General features: G+C 73.0%; 20 protein-coding genes and 1 other RNA gene. 12 read left to right on the top strand and 9 right to left on the bottom strand.

Going from position 1 to position 20,089, the window contains the following annotated elements; genetic code table 11:
- Positions 1–37: 37 nt before the first annotated feature.
- Positions 38–835 carry a peroxide stress protein YaaA gene (yaaA, locus tag ACZ7MX_RS20560; protein ID WP_472134074.1) on the bottom strand — a complete coding sequence of 266 codons (798 nt, stop codon included), beginning with the start codon at positions 833–835 and terminating at the stop codon, positions 38–40.
- A gap of 301 nt (positions 836–1,136) precedes the next feature.
- Here yaaA and ACZ7MX_RS20555 point away from each other — a divergent pair, with 301 nt between their 5' ends.
- On the top strand, positions 1,137–2,621 hold the full coding sequence (locus ACZ7MX_RS20555) for an RNB domain-containing ribonuclease (RefSeq protein WP_472134073.1): 1,485 nt from the start codon (positions 1,137–1,139) through the stop codon (positions 2,619–2,621).
- Between the two features lie 115 nt (positions 2,622–2,736).
- On the opposite strand, the gene ACZ7MX_RS20550 is transcribed toward ACZ7MX_RS20555, so the two are convergent.
- Both ACZ7MX_RS20550 and ACZ7MX_RS20545 read right to left on the bottom strand, forming a co-directional pair.
- Positions 2,737–3,483, bottom strand: coding sequence for a hypothetical protein (locus tag ACZ7MX_RS20550; protein ID WP_472134072.1), 747 nt, complete (start codon positions 3,481–3,483; stop codon positions 2,737–2,739).
- A complete protein-coding gene (locus ACZ7MX_RS20545; protein WP_472134071.1) occupies positions 3,480–4,286 on the bottom strand; it encodes a MerR family transcriptional regulator in 807 nt (268 codons plus the stop codon). Before ACZ7MX_RS20545 ends, ACZ7MX_RS20550 begins: the two co-directional genes overlap by 4 nt.
- Positions 4,287–4,406: 120 nt before the next feature.
- Here ACZ7MX_RS20545 and rnpB point away from each other — a divergent pair.
- An RNA gene (gene rnpB, locus ACZ7MX_RS20540) (RNase P RNA component class A) lies at positions 4,407–4,809 on the top strand.
- Between the two features lie 115 nt (positions 4,810–4,924).
- Here the strand turns inward: rnpB and ACZ7MX_RS20535 are convergent.
- Positions 4,925–5,707, bottom strand: a complete 783-nt coding sequence (locus ACZ7MX_RS20535) for a TIR domain-containing protein (RefSeq protein WP_472134070.1) — start codon at positions 5,705–5,707, stop codon at positions 4,925–4,927.
- A 140-nt stretch (positions 5,708–5,847) separates the two neighbouring features.
- Here ACZ7MX_RS20535 and ACZ7MX_RS20530 point away from each other — a divergent pair, with 140 nt between their 5' ends.
- The 4 genes from ACZ7MX_RS20530 to ACZ7MX_RS20515 all read left to right on the top strand — a co-directional run bounded on the left by ACZ7MX_RS20530 (position 5,848) and on the right by ACZ7MX_RS20515 (position 8,962).
- Positions 5,848–6,537 carry a DUF429 domain-containing protein gene (locus ACZ7MX_RS20530; RefSeq protein WP_472134067.1) on the top strand — a complete coding sequence of 230 codons (690 nt, stop codon included), beginning with the start codon at positions 5,848–5,850 and terminating at the stop codon, positions 6,535–6,537.
- Between the two features lie 184 nt (positions 6,538–6,721).
- Complete coding sequence (locus tag ACZ7MX_RS20525) at positions 6,722–7,216, top strand: hypothetical protein (protein WP_472134065.1); 495 nt, start codon at positions 6,722–6,724, stop codon at positions 7,214–7,216.
- Positions 7,213–7,941 (top strand): hypothetical protein, encoded by a 729-nt coding sequence (locus tag ACZ7MX_RS20520; protein ID WP_472134064.1) that lies wholly within the window; start codon positions 7,213–7,215, stop codon positions 7,939–7,941. The genes ACZ7MX_RS20525 and ACZ7MX_RS20520 overlap by 4 nt, the downstream gene beginning before the upstream one ends.
- A gap of 190 nt (positions 7,942–8,131) precedes the next feature.
- Positions 8,132–8,962, top strand: a complete 831-nt coding sequence (locus tag ACZ7MX_RS20515) for a transporter substrate-binding domain-containing protein (RefSeq protein ID WP_472134063.1) — start codon at positions 8,132–8,134, stop codon at positions 8,960–8,962.
- Positions 8,963–9,004: 42 nt separating this feature from the next.
- Here the strand turns inward: ACZ7MX_RS20515 and ACZ7MX_RS20510 are convergent, their stop codons facing one another.
- Positions 9,005–9,583, bottom strand: coding sequence for a dihydrofolate reductase family protein (locus ACZ7MX_RS20510; protein ID WP_472134061.1), 579 nt, complete (start codon positions 9,581–9,583; stop codon positions 9,005–9,007).
- Between the two features lie 124 nt (positions 9,584–9,707).
- Between ACZ7MX_RS20510 and ACZ7MX_RS20505 the strand changes: the two genes are divergently transcribed.
- Together ACZ7MX_RS20505 and ACZ7MX_RS20500 are read left to right on the top strand one after the other, a co-directional pair.
- Complete coding sequence (locus ACZ7MX_RS20505; protein ID WP_472134059.1) at positions 9,708–11,282, top strand: S53 family peptidase; 1,575 nt, start codon at positions 9,708–9,710, stop codon at positions 11,280–11,282.
- Positions 11,283–11,382: 100 nt separating this feature from the next.
- Positions 11,383–11,694 carry a hypothetical protein gene (locus tag ACZ7MX_RS20500; RefSeq protein ID WP_472134057.1) on the top strand — a complete coding sequence of 104 codons (312 nt, stop codon included), beginning with the start codon at positions 11,383–11,385 and terminating at the stop codon, positions 11,692–11,694.
- Positions 11,695–11,713: 19 nt separating this feature from the next.
- Here the strand turns inward: ACZ7MX_RS20500 and ACZ7MX_RS20495 are convergent, their stop codons facing one another.
- From ACZ7MX_RS20495 to ACZ7MX_RS20485, 3 genes are all read right to left on the bottom strand, one after another.
- A complete protein-coding gene (locus ACZ7MX_RS20495; RefSeq protein ID WP_472134056.1) occupies positions 11,714–12,754 on the bottom strand; it encodes a trypsin-like serine peptidase in 1,041 nt (346 codons plus the stop codon).
- Positions 12,755–12,974: 220 nt separating this feature from the next.
- Positions 12,975–13,910, bottom strand: coding sequence for an SDR family oxidoreductase (locus ACZ7MX_RS20490; RefSeq protein WP_472134055.1), 936 nt, complete (start codon positions 13,908–13,910; stop codon positions 12,975–12,977).
- A gap of 52 nt (positions 13,911–13,962) precedes the next feature.
- Positions 13,963–14,898: a DUF4429 domain-containing protein gene (locus tag ACZ7MX_RS20485; RefSeq protein WP_472134054.1), complete on the bottom strand. Its 936-nt coding sequence runs from the start codon at positions 14,896–14,898 to the stop codon at positions 13,963–13,965.
- A 289-nt stretch (positions 14,899–15,187) separates the two neighbouring features.
- Here ACZ7MX_RS20485 and ACZ7MX_RS20480 point away from each other — a divergent pair, with 289 nt between their 5' ends.
- The 3 genes from ACZ7MX_RS20480 (at position 15,188) to ACZ7MX_RS20470 (ending at position 19,092) form a co-directional block, all read left to right on the top strand.
- Positions 15,188–16,507, top strand: coding sequence for a multidrug effflux MFS transporter (locus ACZ7MX_RS20480; protein ID WP_472134052.1), 1,320 nt, complete (start codon positions 15,188–15,190; stop codon positions 16,505–16,507).
- A gap of 77 nt (positions 16,508–16,584) precedes the next feature.
- Positions 16,585–17,631, top strand: a complete 1,047-nt coding sequence (locus tag ACZ7MX_RS20475; protein WP_472134050.1) for a serine hydrolase domain-containing protein — start codon at positions 16,585–16,587, stop codon at positions 17,629–17,631.
- A gap of 504 nt (positions 17,632–18,135) precedes the next feature.
- Positions 18,136–19,092, top strand: coding sequence for a small ribosomal subunit Rsm22 family protein (locus tag ACZ7MX_RS20470; protein WP_472134049.1), 957 nt, complete (start codon positions 18,136–18,138; stop codon positions 19,090–19,092).
- Positions 19,093–19,113: 21 nt separating this feature from the next.
- Here the strand turns inward: ACZ7MX_RS20470 and ACZ7MX_RS20465 are convergent, their stop codons facing one another.
- The gene (locus ACZ7MX_RS20465) at positions 19,114–19,293 is read right to left on the bottom strand and encodes a DUF6243 family protein (protein WP_472134048.1); all 180 of its coding nucleotides are present in this window, start codon (positions 19,291–19,293) and stop codon (positions 19,114–19,116) included.
- Positions 19,294–19,418: 125 nt separating this feature from the next.
- Here ACZ7MX_RS20465 and ACZ7MX_RS20460 point away from each other — a divergent pair, with 125 nt between their 5' ends.
- Entirely contained in the window at positions 19,419–20,036 is a 618-nt protein-coding gene (locus ACZ7MX_RS20460) for a TetR/AcrR family transcriptional regulator (protein WP_472134046.1), read from the top strand.
- Positions 20,037–20,089: the final 53 nt, after the last annotated feature.

Raw genomic sequence — 20,089 nt, 5'->3', positions numbered from 1 at the left:
GGGCGCAATCAACCCCTCCGCTGTTGCGGTACCGGTTTCAGAGCTCCGTCACGATCACATCGAGCGCCCACGGCTTGCCGCCCTTCGCCGGGGCCTCGGCCTCCACCGCGTACCCCAGGTCACGCAGGGCCTCCACCAGCTCCGCCGGACCCTCCGGCGTCACACCCGCCGACAGCAGATCGCGGACCAGCCGGCCCTTGGTCGCCTTGTTGAAATGGCTGACCACCGTGCGCTTCTCCACGCCGTTCACGGTCTTCGACTGGAGCACCCGCACCGACGCGGTCCGCCCGGCCACCTCGCCCTTGGGCTTCCACGCCGTCGCGTACGCCGCCGACCGCAGGTCGAGCACCAGGCCCGTACCGGCCGCCGCCGGCAGCACCTCCGCCATCGGCGCCCGCCAGTACGCGCCCAGCGCGCCGAGTCCCGGCAGCTTCACCCCCATCGAGCAGCGGTACGACGGAATCCGGTCGGTGATGCGGACGGCGCCCCACAGCCCGGAGAACACCAGCAGTGACCGCTCGGCCCGCTCCCGGGCCGGGGCGTCCAGGGACGCGAGGCCGAGCGCGTCGTACAGAACACCGGTGTAGATCTCGCCGGCCGGCCGCGTCCCGGCCGTCCGCAGCCCCGCGTTCTTGGCGATCTCGCCCTTGAGGCCGTCGCTGAGCCCGAGCACCTCCTGGGCCTTGGTCTCGTCCGCCGCGCACAGTTCGGTGAGCTCGCCGAGGACCGTCTCCCGCGCGGCGGTCAGCCCGGGCAGCGACAGCGCGCCGGTGTCCAGCGGCGCCCCGGCCGCTCCCGGAGCCTTGCCTTCGGACGGCGGCAACAGCACGAGCACGGTGTTCTCCTTCACGGCGGTACGGGCGGGGGTGCGGCCCCCGGAAAGCGTATGGCCTGCGGCGCCCGCCCCGAGAACCGCGGCCAAGAGCTGAGAACCGCGGCCATGACCTGAGAACGGTGGCCAAGGCCTGAGACCTGCGGCCATGACCTGCGACCTGCGGCCCGACCCGAGCTGCGCCCGCCACCCGCGCCAGGCGCGCTCCCCGCCCCGATCCCCCGCACACCACCCGCGCCGGCTGCGCCCCCCGCCCCGATCGCACGGCGCGCCACCTCCGCCATCCGGTCATACGCTCGGTTTCATGCCCCGTCGCCATATGCATGTGACCGACGCAGCCGAGGCCCCGCTGCGCGCCGCGCTGCGGGAGCTGCGGATCGACCTGGAGGTCCCGGACCACTTCCCGCCGACGGCCCAGGCCGAGGCGGACAGCGCCGCCCGGGCCCCGCGGATCCCGGCCGCCGACGGCGCGGTGGCGACCGAGCACGCCCTGGACGACGCCACCGACCTGCCCCTCTTCACCATCGACCCGCCCGGTTCCCGCGACCTCGACCAGGCGATGTTCCTCTCCCGCCACCCCGACGGCAGCTTCCGCATCCACTACGCCGTCGCCGACGTCGCCTCCTTCGTGACGCCGGGCGGTGCGCTGGACGCCGAGGCCCACCACCGCGTGACCACGCTGTACTTCCCCGACGAGCGCATCCCGCTCTTCCCGTACGCGCTGAGCGAGGGCGCCGCCAGCCTGCTGCCCGACCAGGACCGTCCGGCCGTCCTCTGGCAGCTCGACCTCGACCCGGAGGGCGTTCTGGTCGCCACCTCCGTCCGCCGCGCCCTGGTCCGCTCCCGCGCCCGCCTCGACTACGCGGGCGTCCAGCGGGCCATCGACGAGGGGACGGCCGAGGAGCCGCTCGACCTGCTCCGGGAGATCGGCCTGCTGCGCGAGGAGCTGGAGGTCACCCGGGGCGCGATCTCGCTGCACGCCCCCGAGCAGGAGATCGTCGAGCGGAACGGCCGCTACCGCCTGGAGTACCGCGCGCCCCTGCCGGCGTACGGCTGGAACGCGCAGATCTCCCTGCTCACCGGAATGGCCGCGGCCGAACTGATGCTGGCGGCCGGCACCGGCATCCTGCGGACCCTGCCCACCGCGCCCGACGGCTCGGTCGCCCGGCTGCGGCTGACCGCCCGGGCGCTCGGCGTCGACTGGCCGCACCACACCTCGTACTCCGCGCTGATCCGCAGTCTCGATCCGCACTGCGCCCGGCACGCCGCGTTCCTGCAGGAGTGCACGGCCCTGCTGCGCGGCGCCGGCTACACCGCCTTCGACGGCACCCCGCCCACCGCCTCCGAAGCGCTGCACGCCGCGGTCGCCGCCCCGTACGCGCACGCCACCGCACCGCTGCGCCGGCTCGTCGACCGCTACACCTCCGAGCTGTGCCTGGCCGCGTCCGCCGGCCACGAGCCGGCGGACTGGGTGCGCAGTGCGCTGCCCGCGCTGCCGCACGAGATGGAGACCGGCTCCCGGCGCGCCAACCAGGTCGAGCGGGCCTGCGTCGATCTCGTCGAGGCCGCGCTGCTGCGCGACCGGGTCGGCGAGACCTTCGAGGCCGTGGTCGTCGACATCCAGGAGCAGGACCCCACCCGGGGCACCGTCCACCTCTACGAACCGGCCGTCATCGGCCCCGTCGAGGCCGCCCCGGAGGGCCCCGCGCTCCCCCTCGGCCAGCACATCCAGGTCCGCCTGGCGGAGGCCGACCCGGGCCTCGAACCGGTCCGCTTCACACCGGCGTGACGCCGTCCGCCGTGGCGGAGTGACCCCCTTCGCGTCCGCGGCCCTTCCGGGGGTCTGGCGCCTTTTCCCGGGCCCCGAACCCCTGCACGGCCCCTGCACGGCCCCTGCACGGCCTCTACGCGGCTTCTACGCGCCCCCCGCGACCGGCCCCGTCCGCCCCCGCGGCCGGCCCGTCCGCCCCCGCGACCGACCCGTCCGCCGCCGGGGTCCGCCCGTCCGCCGTCGCCTTCGCCGCCTTCGCCGCCCGTACGGCCGCCACCGCGCCCCGTGCGTCGTCGGCGTGGAACCGCACCGTCCGCACCTCGTCACGACGCCCCGACAGCCGCACCCCGACGACCGGGACGGTCAACTCGACGGTCACCGACGTCTGGCCACCCACGCTCAGCGCCCACACCCCACCGCCGCCCGTCTCCTTCCTGTCGCCTCCGTCCTTCCCGTCCTTGGGGAAGCGGAGGTCGTACCGGACGGAGGCGATCCGGTCCAGCGGAATGCGGATCTCCCGCCGCGCGCCGTCCCGGAGCAGCAGATGGTCCGCGCCGAGCACATGCGGCCGGGTGACCGCGGCCGCCTGGAAGCCCAGAATCATCAGCACGGTATAGACATCGACGACCAGCATCGCCGCCCGTGCCACCGGAGCGCCGGCGAGCATCGCATGCACCCCGGCCGTCTCCACCACGCACACGAACGTCAGCCCGTAGACGAGCGCCGACTGCGCCGCCGCGTACGGCAGGGCCCGTTCGCCCGGCGTCACCCCGAACCGCCGCCGCGCCACCCACCACACCAGACTCACCAGCCACCGTCCCTCATGCGCCAGCAGCCGCCGCACCATCCCGTGCTTCCGGTCTGCCTCGCCCCGGCTCATTGGGCACGCTCCGCGACCAGCCGGATCGCCCGGCGCATGGCCTCGGCCTGCGCGGGCGGGAAGTGCGCGTAGTACGCCGCCATGAAGCCGTCCGTCTCCCGGCCCGCATCGGCCGCGCGCGCCCAGTGCTCCCCGCCGACCTCGGCGACCACGGTGTCCGGAATACAGTCGGCGACCGCCTGCGCGACCCGTTCCACCTGCGGATCGTCCGGTGCGACCGCCGCCAGCGCGTCCAGCAGCCCGTACACCTCGTACGCCCGCTCCATCGCCCCCGGCGCCGTGGTGAAGTCCCCGAGGATGCCGGCGACCCGCTCGCCCGCCCCGCCGCCCGCCGACTCCAGCAGCGCCAGCACCTCCCGTTCCTTCGCCGCCATCGCGGGCTCGGGACCGGGCAGCGTCGCCGAGGTGCGGGCCATCTCCCGGAACATCGCGGCCAGTTCGTCCGACACCGGACCCTCCGCCGGCAGTCCGCCGTGCTCCTCCGCCTGCTGCCGCAGCACGGCCAGCCGGGCCCGCCGCGCCCGGATCTCCTCCTCCTGGCGCGCCAGATCGGCGTCCAGTTCGGCCAGCACCTCGTGCAGCTCGCGCCCGGAGTCGTCGGCGAGGACGTCCCGGACCTCCTCCAGCCCGAGACCCAGCTCCGTCAGCCGGCGCAACCGGGCGAGCGCGACCGCGTCCCGCAGCCCGTACTCCCGGTAGCCGTTGGCTAGGCGTCCCGGTTCGGGCAGCAGTCCGAGGTGGTGGTAATGCCGGACGGCACGCGTACTGACGCCGACGAGACCTGCGAGCTCACCGATTCTCATGCCGCCAGTAGAAACGTTGCCGCTGCGACAAGGTCAAGCGCGGACCGGGTGCATTCTCAGGGGAACGGTGCCGGGACGCGGGGCCGGTTCCGCGCCGGGTAGCATGGTCGCCACGGCGGACGAGCCGGCCGGACGGCCGCGTGGGGATCGGCAACGATCCTCCCGAGGAACGTCCGGGCTCCACAGGGCAGGGTGGTGGGTAACACCCACCCGGGGTGACCCGCGGGACAGTGCCACAGAAAGCAAACCGCCGGAGGCTTCGGCCTCCGGTAAGGGTGAAACGGTGGTGTAAGAGACCACCAGCCTCCGAGGTGACTCGGAGGGCTAGGTAAACCCCACCCGGAGCAAGGTCAAGAGGGGGCATCCACGATGCCCCTGCGCGGACGACCGAGGGCTGCCCGCCCGAGTCCGCGGGTAGACCGCACGAGGCTGTCGGCAACGGCAGCCCTAGATGGATGGCCGTCTCCCCCCGGCCCGCAAGGACCGGGGGCGACAGAACCCGGCGTACAGGCCGACTCGTCCGCCATCACGGCTCTGACCTGGGGGATTGCCCTGGTCGGGGCCGTTGTGCGTCCAGCCGGACTTCCTGCCCTGGAAGTTTCTGGTGGAGGGTGGGGAGGCCGATGGACAGCGCTTTTCTAATCCTGGTCCAGAGTTCGATTCAGATCAGCTAGGTCCTGTTTCATCTGTTGCAGCTTTTGCGAGTCGATCATGGGGTCGAACTGCGTCGCGATGATATCCAGCTCCACCTTGCGGGACCTGGCCAGGAGACGGAGGAGCGACTGCATGGTGGCGCCGACATCCTCAACGCTATGGGTGGCTTTTTCCAGGCCCTGTAACCGCTTGTCGGCCCTGGCTCCCAGCCGTTCCACCATGCGGCGAATCTTCGTGCACGGTGCGCCTAGTGCTGCCTCAAGGTTTCCGCTGGCTTGAGGGGCGAAGGTCGCAGCGGTAATTCCAGCCAGGTCGGAGGGCAGGGCGGGAGGGTTCGTGCGGTCGTAGAGCATGAAGGTGCGATCGCGACCCAACGCTCCGGTGAAAAGGCCCAGTTCGAAAAGAACATTGTCCCTGGCTGTGGACCTTTCCACATTGCGGGAGAGCGTCAAGTCGTCGGCGGTGAGCACGAGCAGGGCGAAATCGAAGCGTGGCAGAGCCGTGACGAGGGAATCCAGCGTTCCCTGAGTGAGTCCGAAGATCCCCTGGGTCCAGAGTTCCACCTCGCACACCTCGTCGAGAACGACCTGAACGGCCTCCGCGATCCGCAATCCCTCGGATGACGACCCGACAAAGAGTGAAGGACGAACCATCGAACCCTCCCGCGATGCGCACACCCGGACGCTGAACGACGTGAGGCGTCGAGCGCCGATGCTACCGGGCGGCAGGTGCTTTCGGACGAGGATGAGGGATACGTGGAGGGGCATGGGAGGGAGTTGAGCGAGCTGTACGAGGGGACGCACCGAAGGCTCGTGTGCAACCGGACCGTAGTCCCCCACCCATTTCGTCCGCCTCTACGGCGAGTACGGGTATTCCCCAACGGGCCGGTTCCAGGAGACTGGCTGACATGGTGACAGTCCTCGGTGTCGACGCCTGTCCGGGAGGTTGGCTGGCGGTCGAGCTCCGGGACGGCCGCTTCGCGGAGGCGCGGGCCGTCCCGACGTTGCGCTCCCTCTTGCCCGTTGCCGCGGCCGGCGGGGTCGCGGTCGTGGCCGTGGACATGCCGCTGGGGCTCCTCGACACCGGGTGGCGGCGGGCGGACAGCGAGGCGGCGGCCCTGCTGGGACCGCTCAGGGGGAGCGTTTTCCGCGTGCCGCCGCGCGCGGTGTGGCAGGAGGAGACGTACGACGCGGCGCGGGGCCGGTGCCGCGAACTGACCGGGGCCGGGCTGAGCCGTCAGAGCTGGGGGCTCGCGGCCAAACTCCGTGAGGCGAACGCCTGCTTGGCGGAACCTGGGGGCGAGCGGCTCTTCGAAGTGCACCCGGAGGTGTCGTTCCGGGCCCTGGCGGGCGGAACGGCGCCGCTTGCCCGGAAGAAGAGCTGGGCGGGGCAGATGGCGCGGCGCTCGCTCCTCGCCACGGCCGGCATCGTCCTCCCGGACGACCTGGGGGCCGCGGGGCGCACCCCGCCGGACGACGTACTGGACGCGGCCGCGGCCGCATGGACGGCCCACCGGATCGCCCACGGCCGTGCGCGTTCCCTCCCGGACCCGCCCGAGCGTGATGCCGACGGGCGCCCGATCGCCATCTGGTACTGATGCCGACCGTTCGTTCCGTGGCCGCCCGCCTGCAGTTGCGCCGATCCGTCCCGTACGCCGTGCCCCGGAGGGTGAAAACCCCTCATCCGTAGGGGTGTGGACCAGCTCTCACATGGGTAACACCCCTTTCCCGTAAGGGGTGTTGCGGCGGGGGGTCGTGACTTCTGAGTGGGGGGAGAGCCGGATGTCCGACCTGGCGACCGTATCGGCCGAGATCGCGCCCTATCTGACCATGGCGGCGAACAGCCTCGGTACGTCCGTGATCAGCGCTGCCCAGCAGCGGATCGCGGAGCGCACCGTGTCGGCCGGGGAGGGGTTCTTCCGTCGGCTGCTGCGCCGCGGAGGCGAGGTGGACGGGGCCGACGGGGGGCCGGTCGGCGGGGACGGGCGGGTGCTTCTGGACCAGGAGCGGGCGGATGCCCTCGACCGGCAGCTGGCGGCCCTCGGTGACGACGAGCGGCGGTTGCTGGCCGAGGCGGTGGCCGTCTGGCTGGCGGAGCCCGCCGACCGGCGGGACGGGCCGCACCTCCTGCGGCAGATCGACCGGCTCGCCGCGCCCGCGGGCGGCCGCACCGTCCACCACCACGTCACCGCGACCGGCCAGGGCTCGATCGCGGCAGGTGAGATCCACGGCGACATCCACATGGGAGGCAGCGCGGACACCCGGAACGGTTCATGAGCCGCCCGGCGGGCGGTGGCGACGCCCATCACAGCACGACCTCGCACGGCGATCACTCCATCGCGGCCCACGACATCAGGAACATCTTCATCAAGTGGGTGATGCACCCCAGCGCCCGTTGGCTGCCGCTGCTGCTGGCCTGCGCCGCCGTGGTGATCGCCGGCACCGACTGGCCGGACGGACCGGCCCGCCAGTACACCCTCTGGGGCCTGCTCACCGGCCTGTCGGTGCTCACCGCCGCGGCCCGCGTCCTCGACCGCAGCCCGCGCGACGCCCGGCTGGCCGGTGTGCTGTCCCTGGTCTCCGTATTGGCCACGGTCGGTGGCTGGCTGGCCTTCCAGAGCGTCCGGACGCACGGCGAGATCGATGTGACCGGGCAGGTCCGTGCGGAGGGCAGCCAGCCGCTGGACGACGCCGCGCACCGCACGCTCACCCTCCGGCTCGACGCCCGTGCGCTGGCCGAGCCGCGGAACGCGCTGCGGCTGACGCTGGGCATCACCGACCACGACCCGGCCGGCCCGACCTGCCTGCCGGACACCCACGCCACGCTCTCGCTGCTCACCGCGGGCGCCGCGGACCGGACCGCGGACCTCCGGCCCGGCGGCACCGCCGACTTCGCCCTCGGAGCACGGACGACCACGGTGACGATCGGCGTCCGGCTGCACACCGGCCGCGGCTGCCAGATGGACGTACGGACGGTGAGTGCGGTGTTGCACGACCGGTGACGTGCCGTCAGTACCGCCCTGTAAGAAGCAGCACACGTCGGAACGGGGGAGACCGATGAGGACCACACGAAGCACAAGCACCACACGAAGCACGAGCACGACAGGAGCCGCGAGCACCACACGAGCCGCGAGCACCACACGAGCCGCGAGCGGCACGCGAGCCGCCGGCACGACGCGAGCCGCGAGCGCGGTGCTCGCACTCACCGCGCTCGTGGCGACCGCCTGTGAATCCTCGGAGCCGCCCTCGCTCTTCGCGGGTGGCAAGGTGTCGGTCGGTGCCAAGAACGACCAGCCCGGCACGGGCGTCGTCCACACCTACAAGTTCTCCGGTTTCGACATCACCGTCGCCCAGCAGGTCCTCAAGGCGGTCGGCGCCGAGCCGGACTTCGGGATCGTGCCGTCGGAGGACCGCAGTGCGGTGCTCACCGAGAAGAAGAAGGACCTGGTCGTGGCGACGTTCTCGATCACCGTCGACCGGATGAAGACGCTGGACTTCGTGGGCCCGTACGCGTCCACGTACCAGGGCATCATGGTCCGCAAGAACGACAAGCGGATCCGCAAGCCCGAGGACCTCTTCGGCAAGCGCGTCTGCACCTGGCCCGGGACGACGTCCGCCACCACGCTGGAGGGGCCGCAGTACGCCCGGGTCGCGGTCTACGAGCGGCCGGACGCGTCGAGTTGCCTCACCGACCTCAAGGTCAAGAAGGTGGCCGACGCGGTCTCGACCGACCAGATGATCCTGTACGGCTTCACGCAGGAGAACCCGGACCTCAAGGTCGTCCCGGACATCACCTACGGATCCGTCAACCACTACGGCATCGCGATGGCCAAGGGGCACCGCAAGGACTGTCTGCGGCTGCGCGACGCGCTGCGGGACTACGTCAACAGCAACAACTGGAGCCACGACTTCTCGACGTCGCTGTGGGCCGTCACGAAGGCGGACCCGACCTGGGAAACCGACTACAAGCCGCGCGCCGAGACCCTCGACGCCCTCTCCTGCCGGGACCGGCCGCGGACCTGATCACGTAGGGGGCGGGTGCCCCTCACGCCTCCTCGGGCCCCCTCACGCCTCCTCCGGTCCGCCGTTCCGGGTGTACCGGAGCAGTACGACGCCGTTGCCGAAGGCCCGGGTCCCGGTGAGTTCGAGGCGGGTCCTGGTGTCCGCGTCGAGGAAGAGCGGGGTGCCGCGGCCGATGAGGACCGGGTGGACGTAGATGCGGTACTCGTCGACCAGGCCGAGCCGCAGGAAGGACGCGGCGAGGTGGGCGCCGCTGAGCACCAGGTCGCCGCCCGGCTGCGCCGTCAGCTCCCTGATCCGCGGGGCCGTGACCTCCCGCAGGATCGTGGTGTTCCAGTCGGCTCGCTCCAGGGTCCGGGAGAACACGAACTTGGGCATCTCCCGCCAGATCCCGGCGAACTCCGCCTCCGGCCCGCTGGCGTCCGGATCGGCGTCGGCGGTCGGCCAGTAGCCGGCCATCAGCTCATGGGTGACACGGCCGGCGAGGAGGCCGCCCATCGTCCTGAGCTGGTCGTTGAAGTGCTGGTGCAACTCGTCGTCGACGACGTGCCAGCCGATGTCGTGGTCCGGCCCCTCGATGAAGCCGTCGAGAGACATCGACATCATCAGGACGATCTTTCGCATGGCGGTCCTCCCGGCGGCACCCTACGCCCGCCCGGCCGTCCTGCCCCGGAACCGCGCCCGCGGGGCCCCGGCGGCCCCGGCCTCGACATGCGAACGTGGCGTGATCGGGTCGATACTTTGTGCTATGAATGAACGATTTGTACCCATTCCTGGCAGTGAGCGGGCTGCCGCGCCCAAGGCGCGCCCCGCCGGTCCGCTCGACGGTTCCACCCCCGTGCACGCGACGATCATGCTGCGCCGGCGGGCCGAGATCCCCCGGGACCTGATCACCGGGCCGGACACCATCTCGCAGGCCGAGCTGGCGCAGCGGTACGGCGCCGACCAGGCCGACGCCGACCGCGTACGCGAGGTGCTGGGCCGCCACGGCGTCGACGTGCACGAGGTCGACCTGGCGTCGAGGCGCATGAAGGTGTCCGGCACCGCGGACCAGATGGCCGCCGCGTTCGGGACCCAGCTGTCCCGGGTGGCCAGCCCCGACCCCACCCACGGAGAGCTCGTCGAGCACCGGCACCGCGAGGGTCCGCTGCAGCTGCCCGCCGAGCTGGACGGCGTGGTCGTGGCGGTGCTCGGTCTGGACGACCGCCCGCAGGCGCGGCCGCACATCCGGCACGCCCGGTCCCGCGCCCGCCACACCTCCTACAAGCCCTCGCAGCTGGCCGGCGTGTACCAGTTCCCGCCGGACACCGACGGCAGCGGGCAGACGCTGGCGATCGTCGAACTCGGCGGCGGCTTCACCCAGGACGAACTGGAGGAGTACTTCCGGTCCCTCGGGCTGCCGAAGATGCCCAAGGTGACGGCGGTCAGCGTCGGCACCGCCCGGAATCAGCCGACCGGGGACCCGCACGGTGCCGACGGTGAGGTGCTGCTGGACATCGAGGTCGCCGGTGCGCTGGCGCCCGGCGCCGAGCAGAAGGTGTACTTCGCGCACAACACCGACCAGGGCTTCGTCAACGCGGTGACCCAGGCCGTCCACGACACCCCGACCCCGGCCGCGCTGAGCATCAGCTGGGGCGCCGCGGAGCCGTTCTGGACCGACCAGGCCCGCGCCGTGTTCGACGAGGCGCTGGCGGACGCGGCGGCGCTGGGTGTGACGGTGTGTGCCGCGGCCGGCGACGACGGCAGCAGTGACGGCGTCCCCGACGGCCGTCCGCACACCGACTTCCCGGCCTCCAGCCCGCACGCCCTGGCCTGCGGCGGCACCCGGCTGGACGCCGACCCGGCCTCCGGTCTGGTGCGCAGCGAAGTGGTGTGGGGCGGCGACGGCGGGGGCGCCACCGGCGGCGGTGTCAGCGAGGCGTTCCCGCTGCCGTCCTGGCAGGCCACGGCCGGTGTGCCGCACAACGGCAGCGGTCCGGGCCGCGGTCTGCCGGACGTCTCCGGTGTCGCCGACCCGGCCACCGGCTACGAGGTGCTGGTGGACGGCCACCGCTCGGTGATCGGCGGCACCAGTGCCGTCGCCCCGCTGTGGGCGGCGCTGACCTGCCGTCTGGTCGAGGCGCTCGGCCGCCCGCTCGGCATGCTGCACCCGCTGCTGTACGCCGGTGCGACCCCCGGGCACACCGCCCGCGGCTTCCGTGACGTCACCGACGGCACCAACGGCGACTTCGATGCCACTCCTGGCTGGGACCCCTGTACCGGTCTGGGTGTCCCGAACGGCGTCGAACTCCTCGCCTCCCTGCGGGAGATGGTGACCCACTGACCCCCTGCCCCTGACCCGCCGGGCCGCTCCACCGCCTTGCCCGATCGTGCGGTGGAGCGGTTCCGCGGCCGGTACTCTCGGGGGGATTTCCCTCGAATGGGTGTACGGCACGGGTGTACGGGTGGGGGCTGCGGTGCTCAAGCACTACTACCGGCTGGTGTATTGGAAGCGGCGGATCAGCCGGTCCCTGGGGTGGCGTCGCGGTATGGGCCCGGGGGCCCTGGGACCGCAGCGGCGGCGGACGCGCGCCGGGCGGGGACCCGGGCGCAGCCGTCAACTCCTTTACGGGGCACGCCCGTTCCTGATCTTCGGCGCCCTGGTCGCGCTCGTCGTGGTGGCCTCGGCACTGGTTGCCGGTGGCTACGACGACGTCGGCCGGTCGGTGACGACCGGGGTGGCGGACGGGGAGTAGACCCCGCCCGCCGTGTCGGTCAGGACGACTGTGCCGTGTTGTACAGGTTCTTGGCGTCGTCGCCGAAGTACGGGCCGAACATGGTGTTGGGCAGGAACTGGTAGCCGAAGCTGTTCACCGAGGACTGCAGCCCGGTGCCGGTCTTCTCGTCGAACGAGGTGAACCACGGGCCGCCGCTGGAGCCGCCGGTCATGGTGCAGGACAGGCCGTGGTCGTGGGAGAACAGCGGGTCCTTCATGGTGGTGCCGCTGCAGTAGATCAGCTTGGTGCCGTCGTACGGGGCCGCCGCCGGGTAGCCGAAGGCGTACATCGTCTTGTTGTAGCCGGAGTTGAAGGACAGGCCCTGCCCGCCGACGACGTCGGTGAGCTTCTTGCCGTCGAGCGGGGCGACGACCGCCGCGCCGACGTCGTAGTTGATGTCCTCGCTCGCCGTCCACTGCGGCGTGGAGAGCGTCTTGGCGGCCGACCACTTGCCGTACGGGGCCTGGCCGTCGTGGTAGCCGGGCACGAAGACCCAGTTGGTGTGCCAGGCGCCCTGCAGCTTCACGCAGTGCCCGGCGGTGAGCACGGTGCTCTTGTTCGCGCTGGTCACCGCGTCACCGGAGCAGGAGGCGGTACGGCCCTGGTAGGTGAAGAACACCCGGCCGGCGGTCTTGGTGACCGCGCCGCCGCCGGTCCACGGCCCGCCCGGCTGGGCCGCGGCGGTGGGCCGCAGGACGGGGAGGGCCGGCAGCCTGGGCAACCGGGGCAGTGTCGGCCGTACGGTGAGCGGGGCGCTGCGCGGGACCGCGGTGCGGTGCTGCCGCGCCGGTGCGGCGAGGTCGAGCGGGGTGGCGGACCGCATCCGCGCCGCGGTCCAGAAGGCGGCGGCGGTGCGCTGCGGGGTGGCGGAGCGGTGGGAGTTCTGCGGGGTGGCGGCGCCGGCCGGGCCGGTGGGGAGCAGCAGGGCCAGCAGCGTACCGGCGGCGGTCAGGGTGCCGAGGACGGCCCGGGATCCGCGCGCCGGACGCCGCGTCGCTATGCCGTCAACTGCCGTTCCGCCACGGTCGTTTCGTCTCACGCGTAACTCCTTCTGCGGGGGCCGCGCACGCCGGGCGCGCGGCCGCGGGTGGGGATCCCCCTGCTCTTGTGGAGCCCGGGGGAGGACCGCCGCAGGCGGCGGTCCGGCAGACGAGTGGTGCGGTGAGAGGTAAGCGTGCCACCGGAAGCGAGCGGAGGGCAGGGGTCGGACGGAAACGGTCCGGTGGAGGCGAGGTGACGGCCGCCGGGCCGACGGCCGGTCAGCCCCGCCCGATGTAGGGCATGGTGGTGGCCATCACCGTCGCGAACTGCACATTGGCCTCCAGCGGCAGCTCCGCCATGTGCACCACCGTCCGGGCGACGTCCGCGGCGTCCATCACCGGCTCCACCACCGTCTGCCCGTTCGCCTGCAGGATCCCGGTCTGCATCCGGCCGGTCATCTCCGTCGCCGCGTTGCCGATGTCGATCTGGCCGCAGGCGATGCGGTACGGACGGCCGTCCAGGGACAGCGACTTGGTCAGCCCGGTGATCGCGTGCTTGGTGGCGGTGTACGCGACGGAGTGCGGCCGCGGGACGTGCGCCGAGATCGAGCCGTTGTTGATGATCCGGCCGCCCTGCGGTTCCTGCTCCTGCATGGTGCGGAACGCGGCCTGGGCGCAGAGGAACGCACCGGTGAGGTTGACCTCGACCACCGCGCGCCAGTCGTCGTACGAGAGCTCGGTGAGCGGCACCGCCCGGCCGAAGGTGCCGGCGTTGTTGAAGAGCAGGTCGAGCCGGCCGAACCGGTCGCGGACCGCCGCGAACAGCGCGTCGACCTGTTCGGGGCGGGTGACGTCGGTCGGCACGGTCACGACCGCGGGGCCGGCCGGCTCGGTCAGGCCGGCCAGACGGGCGGTCTCCGCCAGTGCCTCGGCGCGCCGGCCGGCCAGCGCCACCGACCAGTTGGCGCGCATCAGCGCCTGGGCGACCGCCCGCCCGATGCCGGATCCGGCACCGGTGACCACCGCGACCTTACGGGGCGCCGCGCCGCCCTCCCGTGCCTCCTGGACCACCGCCGCGGTCTGCGGGGTCTGCCCGCCCCGGGTGGCCGGCGCCGGCAGTGTGGGCCGGGGCGCGGTCGCCGTGCCGCCCACGTGCCCGGCCCGCGCCACCGGCGTCGCCTGTGCTGCCCCTGCCCGCTGTGTGTTCTCTGCCATGGCGGCAGCGTAAACGGCGGTGGGGAGCGAACCGGGCGCCCGCCGCGGCGACTCAGCCGCCGGTGTCGAAGCGCCGCAGCACCGCCGCTTTCGTGGCGGTGAACTCCTCGTCGGTCAGGATGCCGTCGCGGTGCAGCTCGCCCAGTTCGCGCAGCCGGCGCAGCAGCGCGTCGTGGTCGTCGGCGGGGGCGGCCGGGGCGGTGGCCGGCGGTGCGGACGCGGGCGGTGCGGCGGTCAGCGCGGCCACGGCCGGAGCGGGCGCGGGAAGGTGCCGGGCGGCGGGCGCCGAGGGGTGCGGCAGCCGGGCGGTGACCGCGGCCGCCAGCAGCGCGGTGGTGCCGCTCTCCTTCTTGAAGCCCCACAGTTCGATGGAGTTCGGGTCGTGATCCGGCTTGAGCCGTTCCTTCGCGCCGTGCGGACGGAAGCGCAGGAAGCCGGACTCCAGGCCGACCGCCGGGCGCCACTCCACCGCTTCGAGGTCGGTCAGGGCGTAGTCCTGCGGACCCCATTGCCGCTTGGTCTCACTGGTGTTCCAGCGCCACTCCAGGCGCACCCGTTCCCCGTCGAAGGTGGCGACGCCGTCCACCCCGGCGGCCGTCAGCGGCACCGAGGGGCCGGGCAGCAGATAGCGGTCGCAGGGCCCGTCCGGCACCTGCTCCAGCAGCAGCGCCTGCCGGACCGCGTCCACGAAGTACTCGGCGACGTCCACCCGTGCGGCGTCCACGGCGACCTGATACGGATTCGCATCGTCCGGCAGCCCGCCGCCGGTGACCTGGAGCAGCGGGTCCGCGCCGTCCCGCAGCCGCAGCCGGAGCCGGCCGCCCTTGCGGCCCGGTTCGTGGGCGATGCCGGCCAGCGCGGCCAGCGGAACCGTGAACTCGCCCAGGTCCAGGCGGAGTTTGTGCACCCCGCGCTCGCGCCCCGGCACGATGCGTATGCCCTCTCCGTCGAAGGTCCAGGTGCCGTCGCGCACCATCAGTTCAGCCATGTCCCGAATCCTACGGAGAGCCGGCGATGCGTGCCGCGTGCCGTGATTGTCCGGCGCCGTCCGGTGCCGGACCCACCCTCGTCGAGCGCTCAAGGGCTGCGGGGCGGCGGGCCGCCGACCCGGGTACGACGCAGGCCGCGTCCTACGTCACCGAGACCGGCAACCCGGGCATCGGGTCGGCCTGAGGGGACCTTCGGACCTAGGTCCAATGGCATACCCGGTAAGGGGCCCGAAGCTGCTCTGGGCATGACACCATGGTTGCACTCACCACGTACCCATGGAGACGCACATGACGGAGCCCGGCACCAGCCCGGCCGACACCTCGGACACCCCCGCGATAGCCGGGCGGGACGCGGCAACAGCACCACCTCCCGCCGCGTCCCGCCGCACCAGCCTCCTCGTCACCCTCGTCCTCGGCGGCCTCACCGCGGTCCCGCCGCTCTCCATGGACATGTACCTGCCGGCCCTGCCGCAGGTCACCGCCGCCCTGCACAGCCCGGCCGCCACCGTCCAGCTCACCCTCACCACCTGCCTCGCCGGCATGGCGCTGGGCCAGATGATCGTCGGCCCGATGAGCGACAAGTGGGGACGCCGCCGCCCGCTGCTGGCCGGCATGGTCGTCTACGTCCTGGCCACCGCCCTGTGCGTGATCGCCACCAACGCCGAACTCCTCATCGCCTTCCGCCTGTTGCAGGGGCTGGCGGGCGCCGCCGGCATCGTCATCGCCCGCGCCGTGGTGCGCGACCTCTACGACGGGGTGGCGATGGCGCGGTTCTTCTCCACCCTGATGCTGATCTCCGGGGTGGCGCCGGTCGTCGCCCCGCTCATCGGCGGGCAGATCCTGCAGGTCACCGACTGGCGCGGCGTCTTCGTCGTCCTCACCGCCGTCGGCCTCGCCCTCACCCTCCTCGTCTGGCGCTGCCTGGCGGAGACCCTGCCGCCCGCCCGGCGGCACCCCGGCGGCGTCGGCGAGGCCCTGCGCACCATGCGCGACCTCCTCGCCGACCGGGTCTTCTCCGGCTACCTCCTCGTCGGCGCCTTCGCCTTCGCCGCCCTCTTCGCGTACATCTCGGCCTCGCCGTTCGTCGTCCAGGAGATCTACGGCGCCTCACCGCAGGTCTTCAGCCTGCTGTTCGGCATCAACTCCGTGGGCCTGGTGGTGCTGGGCCAGATCAACGGCAAGGTGCTGGTCGGCCGGGTCGCCCTGGACAAGGTGCTGGGCGCCGGCCTGACCGTGATCGCGCTCGCCGCGGCCGCGCTGCTGCTGATGTCCTCCGGCGTCTTCGGACACGTCGGACTCCTCCCGACGGCCGCCGGACTGTTCGTGCTGATGGCCGCCATGGGCCTGGTCATGCCGAGCACCAACACCCTGGCGCTGCTGCGCACCCCGCACGCGGCCGGCTCCGCCTCCGCGCTGCTGGGCACCTCGACCTTCCTCCTCGGCTCGGTGGCCTCACCACTGGTGGGCATCGCCGGCGAGCGGACGGCCGTACCGATGGCACTCGTCCAGCTCTCCTGCGCCGTTCTGGCGCTCGGGAGCTTCCTGGGACTGTGCCGTCCGTGGCAGCGTAAGGGGGAGAACAGCTCCGGCGGGAGGACCGCACTCTGAACGCACCGCGACTCACCTCTGGCACCCCGGCCCGGGCGGGACTGGACCCCGCCTGGGTCGAGCGGCTGGTGCGCGGGGTGCGGGAGCTGCCCGAGGGCCGGCCGCCGTGGAGCCCCGGGGTCGTGGTGCTGGCCGGCCGCGGCCCGGTCGTGGCCGCCGAGGAGGCCGCCGGCTGGGCGCACCGCTACCGCGCGTACGACCCCGAGCGGGACCGCGGCCTGGACCTGCCCCGCGACCTGTGGGTGCCGATGCGGACCGGCACCGTCTTCGACCTGGCCTCGCTCACCAAGCTCTTCACCGCCATCGTCGCCGTCCAGCTGGCCGAACGCGGCCGCCTCTCCCTCGACGACGAGGTCCGGGCCCATCTGCCGGCCTTCGCCCCCGGGCGCACCGTCCGGCAGCTGCTCACCCACACCTCCGGGCTCGCCCCCGAGCTCCCCTTCTACGACCACCCCGACCGGGCCGCCCAACTGGCGCTGCTGTGGGGGGAGGCGGCGGCCCCCAGCGGCGGCACCGGTGCCGGGTACCGCTACTCCGACCTGGGCCTCATCGCCCTGGCGCTGATCCTGGAGCGCTGCACCGGGCGCCGCCTGGACGCGCTGGTCCGCGAGCAGATCACCGGCCCGCTCGGCATGACCTCCACCCGCTACGGACCGCTGCCGCCGCACGGCGTGGCGGCGACCGAGGACCAGCGGCGGCCCTGGGCCAAGGCGGACCGCGGCATGCTCCGCGGCGAGGTGCACGACGAGAACGCCTGGGCGCTGGGCGGGGTGGCCGGCCACGCGGGCCTGTTCTCCACCGCCCAGGACCTGGCCGTGCTGTGCCGCACCCTGCTCAACGGCGGTGCGTACGGCACCACCCGGATCCTCGGGCCCGCCGCGGTCGAGGCCCTCCTCGACCCGCCGGGCCTCGGCTTCGTCGTGGACCAGCCGTACTTCATGGGCGAGCTGGCGGGCCGCGGCGCGGCCGGCCACACCGGCTTCACCGGCACGAGCCTGGTCCTGGACCGCGCCACCGACACGTTCCTGGTCCTGCTGGCCAATACGGTCCACCCGCGGCGCCGCAACGCCGGCAGCGGCCCGCGGGCCGCTGCCGCGAGCTGCTTGGCGCGGGGCGCCGGCTGATTCCCACGTTGTCGGCTTGCCCGCCGTGGGGGTTGCTGTCTTTTTCGCCTTCGGCGGGGTGGGGTTTGGGCCGGGGGCGCCTGGTGGGTGGGTGGTGCCGGGTGCGGCCCTCCGGCGCCTGTGTTGTGGACTGCTTCGCTTTACGTCCACAACACAGGCGCCTCCGGGCCGCCCCCTCCCGTCCGGTGGGGCGCCCCCGCCCGGGGAGGGCATGGGACTGGGGCAGAGCCCCAGTCTGTTTTCCCCCACCGGGCGGGGGCGCGATTCCGGCCGTAGGGGGTGGGCCGGAGGGGGCGGGTTTCCGGACGTAAAGCGTCAGCAGTCCGGAAACCCGCCCCCGGAGGCCCACACCCGGCACCACCCACCAACCGAGCGCCCCCCGGCCCAAACCCCCACGCCCGCCGAAGGCGGAAGAACCGCAACCCCCGCGGCGGGCCAGCCGAAAACGTGGGAGGCAGCAACCCCCACGGCGGGCAAGCCGAAAACGTACGTAGAATTTCGTCGATGCACGACGAACTGCGCGCCGCACTGGCCGGCCTGCTCGACGGCCTGCCGCCCAAGCAGGCCGCGCAGGCCGTGGAGCGGCTGATCGCCAACTACCGGGGGCGTACCCCCACCGACGCCCCGGTCCTGCGTGACCGCGCGGACGTGGCCGCGTACGCCGCCTACCGGATGCCGGCCACCTTCGAGGCGGTCCGCGCCGCGCTGACCGCGTTCGCCGCCCGGGTTCCGGACTGGTCCCCGGCCAGCCACCTCGACATCGGCGGCGGCACCGGGGCCGCGACCTGGGCCACCGCCGCCCTCTGGCAGGGCCACCACAGCACCGTCGTGGACTGGGCCCAGCCGGCCCTGGACCTCGGTGCCGAACTCGCCGCCGGCACCCTCCCGGACACCACCTGGCGCCGCGGCACCATCGGCGCCGGGCTGACCGTCCCCGAGGGCACGGACCTGATCACCGTCTCCTACGTGCTCGGCGAACTCCGCCCCGAGGACCGCCGCGCGGTGGTCGCCGCGGCCGCCACCGCCACCGCCGTCGTCCTGATCGAACCGGGCACCCCGGACGGCTACCTCCGCATCCGCGAGGCCCGCGACCAGCTCATCGAGGCCGGCCTGCGGATCGTCGCCCCCTGCCCGCACGCCGGGACCTGCCCCATCGTCGTGGGAGAGGACTGGTGCCACTTCTCCGCCCGGGTCAGCCGCTCCTCCCTCCACCGCCAGGTCAAGGGCGGCGCGCTGCCGTACGAGGACGAGAAGTTCTCCTACGTCGCCGCGACCGCCCTGCCGGCCGAGCCCGCCCCGGCCCGGATCGTCCGCAAACCGCAGCTCCGCAAGGGCCAGGTCCTCCTCGACCTGTGCACCGCGGACGAGGGGCTGCGGCGCACCACCGTCACCAAGCGGCACGGCGCGCAGTACCGCGACGCCCGGGACGCCGCCTGGGGCGACACCTGGCCCGGCGCCTGATCACGCCGGGCCCGGGCGGTCTCATCCTTTCCCGGCCGCTCGTTCCTGGAATTTGCGCAGCAGCTCCTGCCGTTGGGCCTGCGCCCCGGCGCGGTCCGGGCCGCCCCGGCCGCCGCCGGGGCCGCCGCGCAGCGCGCCGCGCGACAGCTTGCTGCGGGTGCCACCGACGCCGAGCATGCCGTCTCCGTTGCCCTTGCTCATGGGTTCCTCCTCGGTCGTCACGATGAAGCGAGACGTTCCGTCTCGCGTAACGGGATCCAGCATGTACGAGACGTACCGTCTCGTCAAGACGATACGTCTCGCCTAGCTGTCGCTACACTCACCGCATGGCCGACACCTCAGCCCCCTCCACCGCCAAAGCCCCCGACTCCTCCCGCCGCAGTGAGCGCTCCCGGCAGGCGATCTTCGACGCCGCGCTCACGCTGGTCGGCGAGGTCGGCTACGACAAGCTCACGATCGAGGGCATCGCCTCCCGGGCCGGGGTCGGCAAACAGACCATCTACCGCTGGTGGCCCTCCAAGGCCGCGGTCCTCCTCGACGCCTTCACCGCCGGCGTCGACGAGGACTACGAAAAGGGCCTCCCGGACACCGGTGACCTCGCCGCCGACCTGAAGACCGTGCTCCGCGCGACCGCCGACGAATTCAACGACCACGCCTGGCAGGCTCCCTACCGCGCCCTCGCCGCGGCCGGCGCGAACGACGAGGAGCTCTCCCGTACCTTCGTCGCCCGGCTGATGGAGCCCGGCATCCGGGTCTACGCCGACCGGCTGCGGCGGGCCCAGGAGGCCGGCGAGGTGGCCGACGACATCGATGTGCGGGTGGCCGTCGAGATGCTGCTGAGTCCCTTCTCACAGCGCTGGCTGATGCGCACCGGCGAATTGACCCACGACTTCGTCGACACCCTCGTCGACCAGGTATTGCGTGGTCTGCGGCCACGGGACTGACCCGGCCGGGCGAGCGCCGGGCAAGCGCGGCGACCTGTCGGTGATGGCCGGAA

The organism is Streptomyces sp. NPDC107765 (genome assembly GCF_055657085.1).
Note: the sequence above shows the minus strand (reverse complement) of the source record. Positions and strands in the feature narration are given on the sequence as shown.

Coding starts and splice junctions, on each gene's coding strand:
- ACZ7MX_RS20470 (WP_472134049.1), top strand. CDS start 18,136: ATGCACGACGAACTGCGCGCCGCACTGGCCGGCCTGCTCGACGGCCTG.
- ACZ7MX_RS20525 (WP_472134065.1), top strand. CDS start 6,722: ATGTCCGACCTGGCGACCGTATCGGCCGAGATCGCGCCCTATCTGACC.
- ACZ7MX_RS20555 (WP_472134073.1), top strand. CDS start 1,137: ATGCCCCGTCGCCATATGCATGTGACCGACGCAGCCGAGGCCCCGCTG.
- ACZ7MX_RS20460 (WP_472134046.1), top strand. CDS start 19,419: ATGGCCGACACCTCAGCCCCCTCCACCGCCAAAGCCCCCGACTCCTCC.
- ACZ7MX_RS20520 (WP_472134064.1), top strand. CDS start 7,213: ATGAGCCGCCCGGCGGGCGGTGGCGACGCCCATCACAGCACGACCTCG.
- ACZ7MX_RS20485 (WP_472134054.1), bottom strand. CDS start 14,898: ATGGCTGAACTGATGGTGCGCGACGGCACCTGGACCTTCGACGGAGAG.
- ACZ7MX_RS20530 (WP_472134067.1), top strand. CDS start 5,848: ATGGTGACAGTCCTCGGTGTCGACGCCTGTCCGGGAGGTTGGCTGGCG.
- ACZ7MX_RS20505 (WP_472134059.1), top strand. CDS start 9,708: ATGAATGAACGATTTGTACCCATTCCTGGCAGTGAGCGGGCTGCCGCG.
- ACZ7MX_RS20490 (WP_472134055.1), bottom strand. CDS start 13,910: ATGGCAGAGAACACACAGCGGGCAGGGGCAGCACAGGCGACGCCGGTG.
- ACZ7MX_RS20480 (WP_472134052.1), top strand. CDS start 15,188: ATGACGGAGCCCGGCACCAGCCCGGCCGACACCTCGGACACCCCCGCG.
- ACZ7MX_RS20535 (WP_472134070.1), bottom strand. CDS start 5,707: ATGCCCCTCCACGTATCCCTCATCCTCGTCCGAAAGCACCTGCCGCCC.
- ACZ7MX_RS20465 (WP_472134048.1), bottom strand. CDS start 19,293: ATGAGCAAGGGCAACGGAGACGGCATGCTCGGCGTCGGTGGCACCCGC.
- ACZ7MX_RS20545 (WP_472134071.1), bottom strand. CDS start 4,286: ATGAGAATCGGTGAGCTCGCAGGTCTCGTCGGCGTCAGTACGCGTGCC.
- ACZ7MX_RS20550 (WP_472134072.1), bottom strand. CDS start 3,483: ATGAGCCGGGGCGAGGCAGACCGGAAGCACGGGATGGTGCGGCGGCTG.
- ACZ7MX_RS20510 (WP_472134061.1), bottom strand. CDS start 9,583: ATGCGAAAGATCGTCCTGATGATGTCGATGTCTCTCGACGGCTTCATC.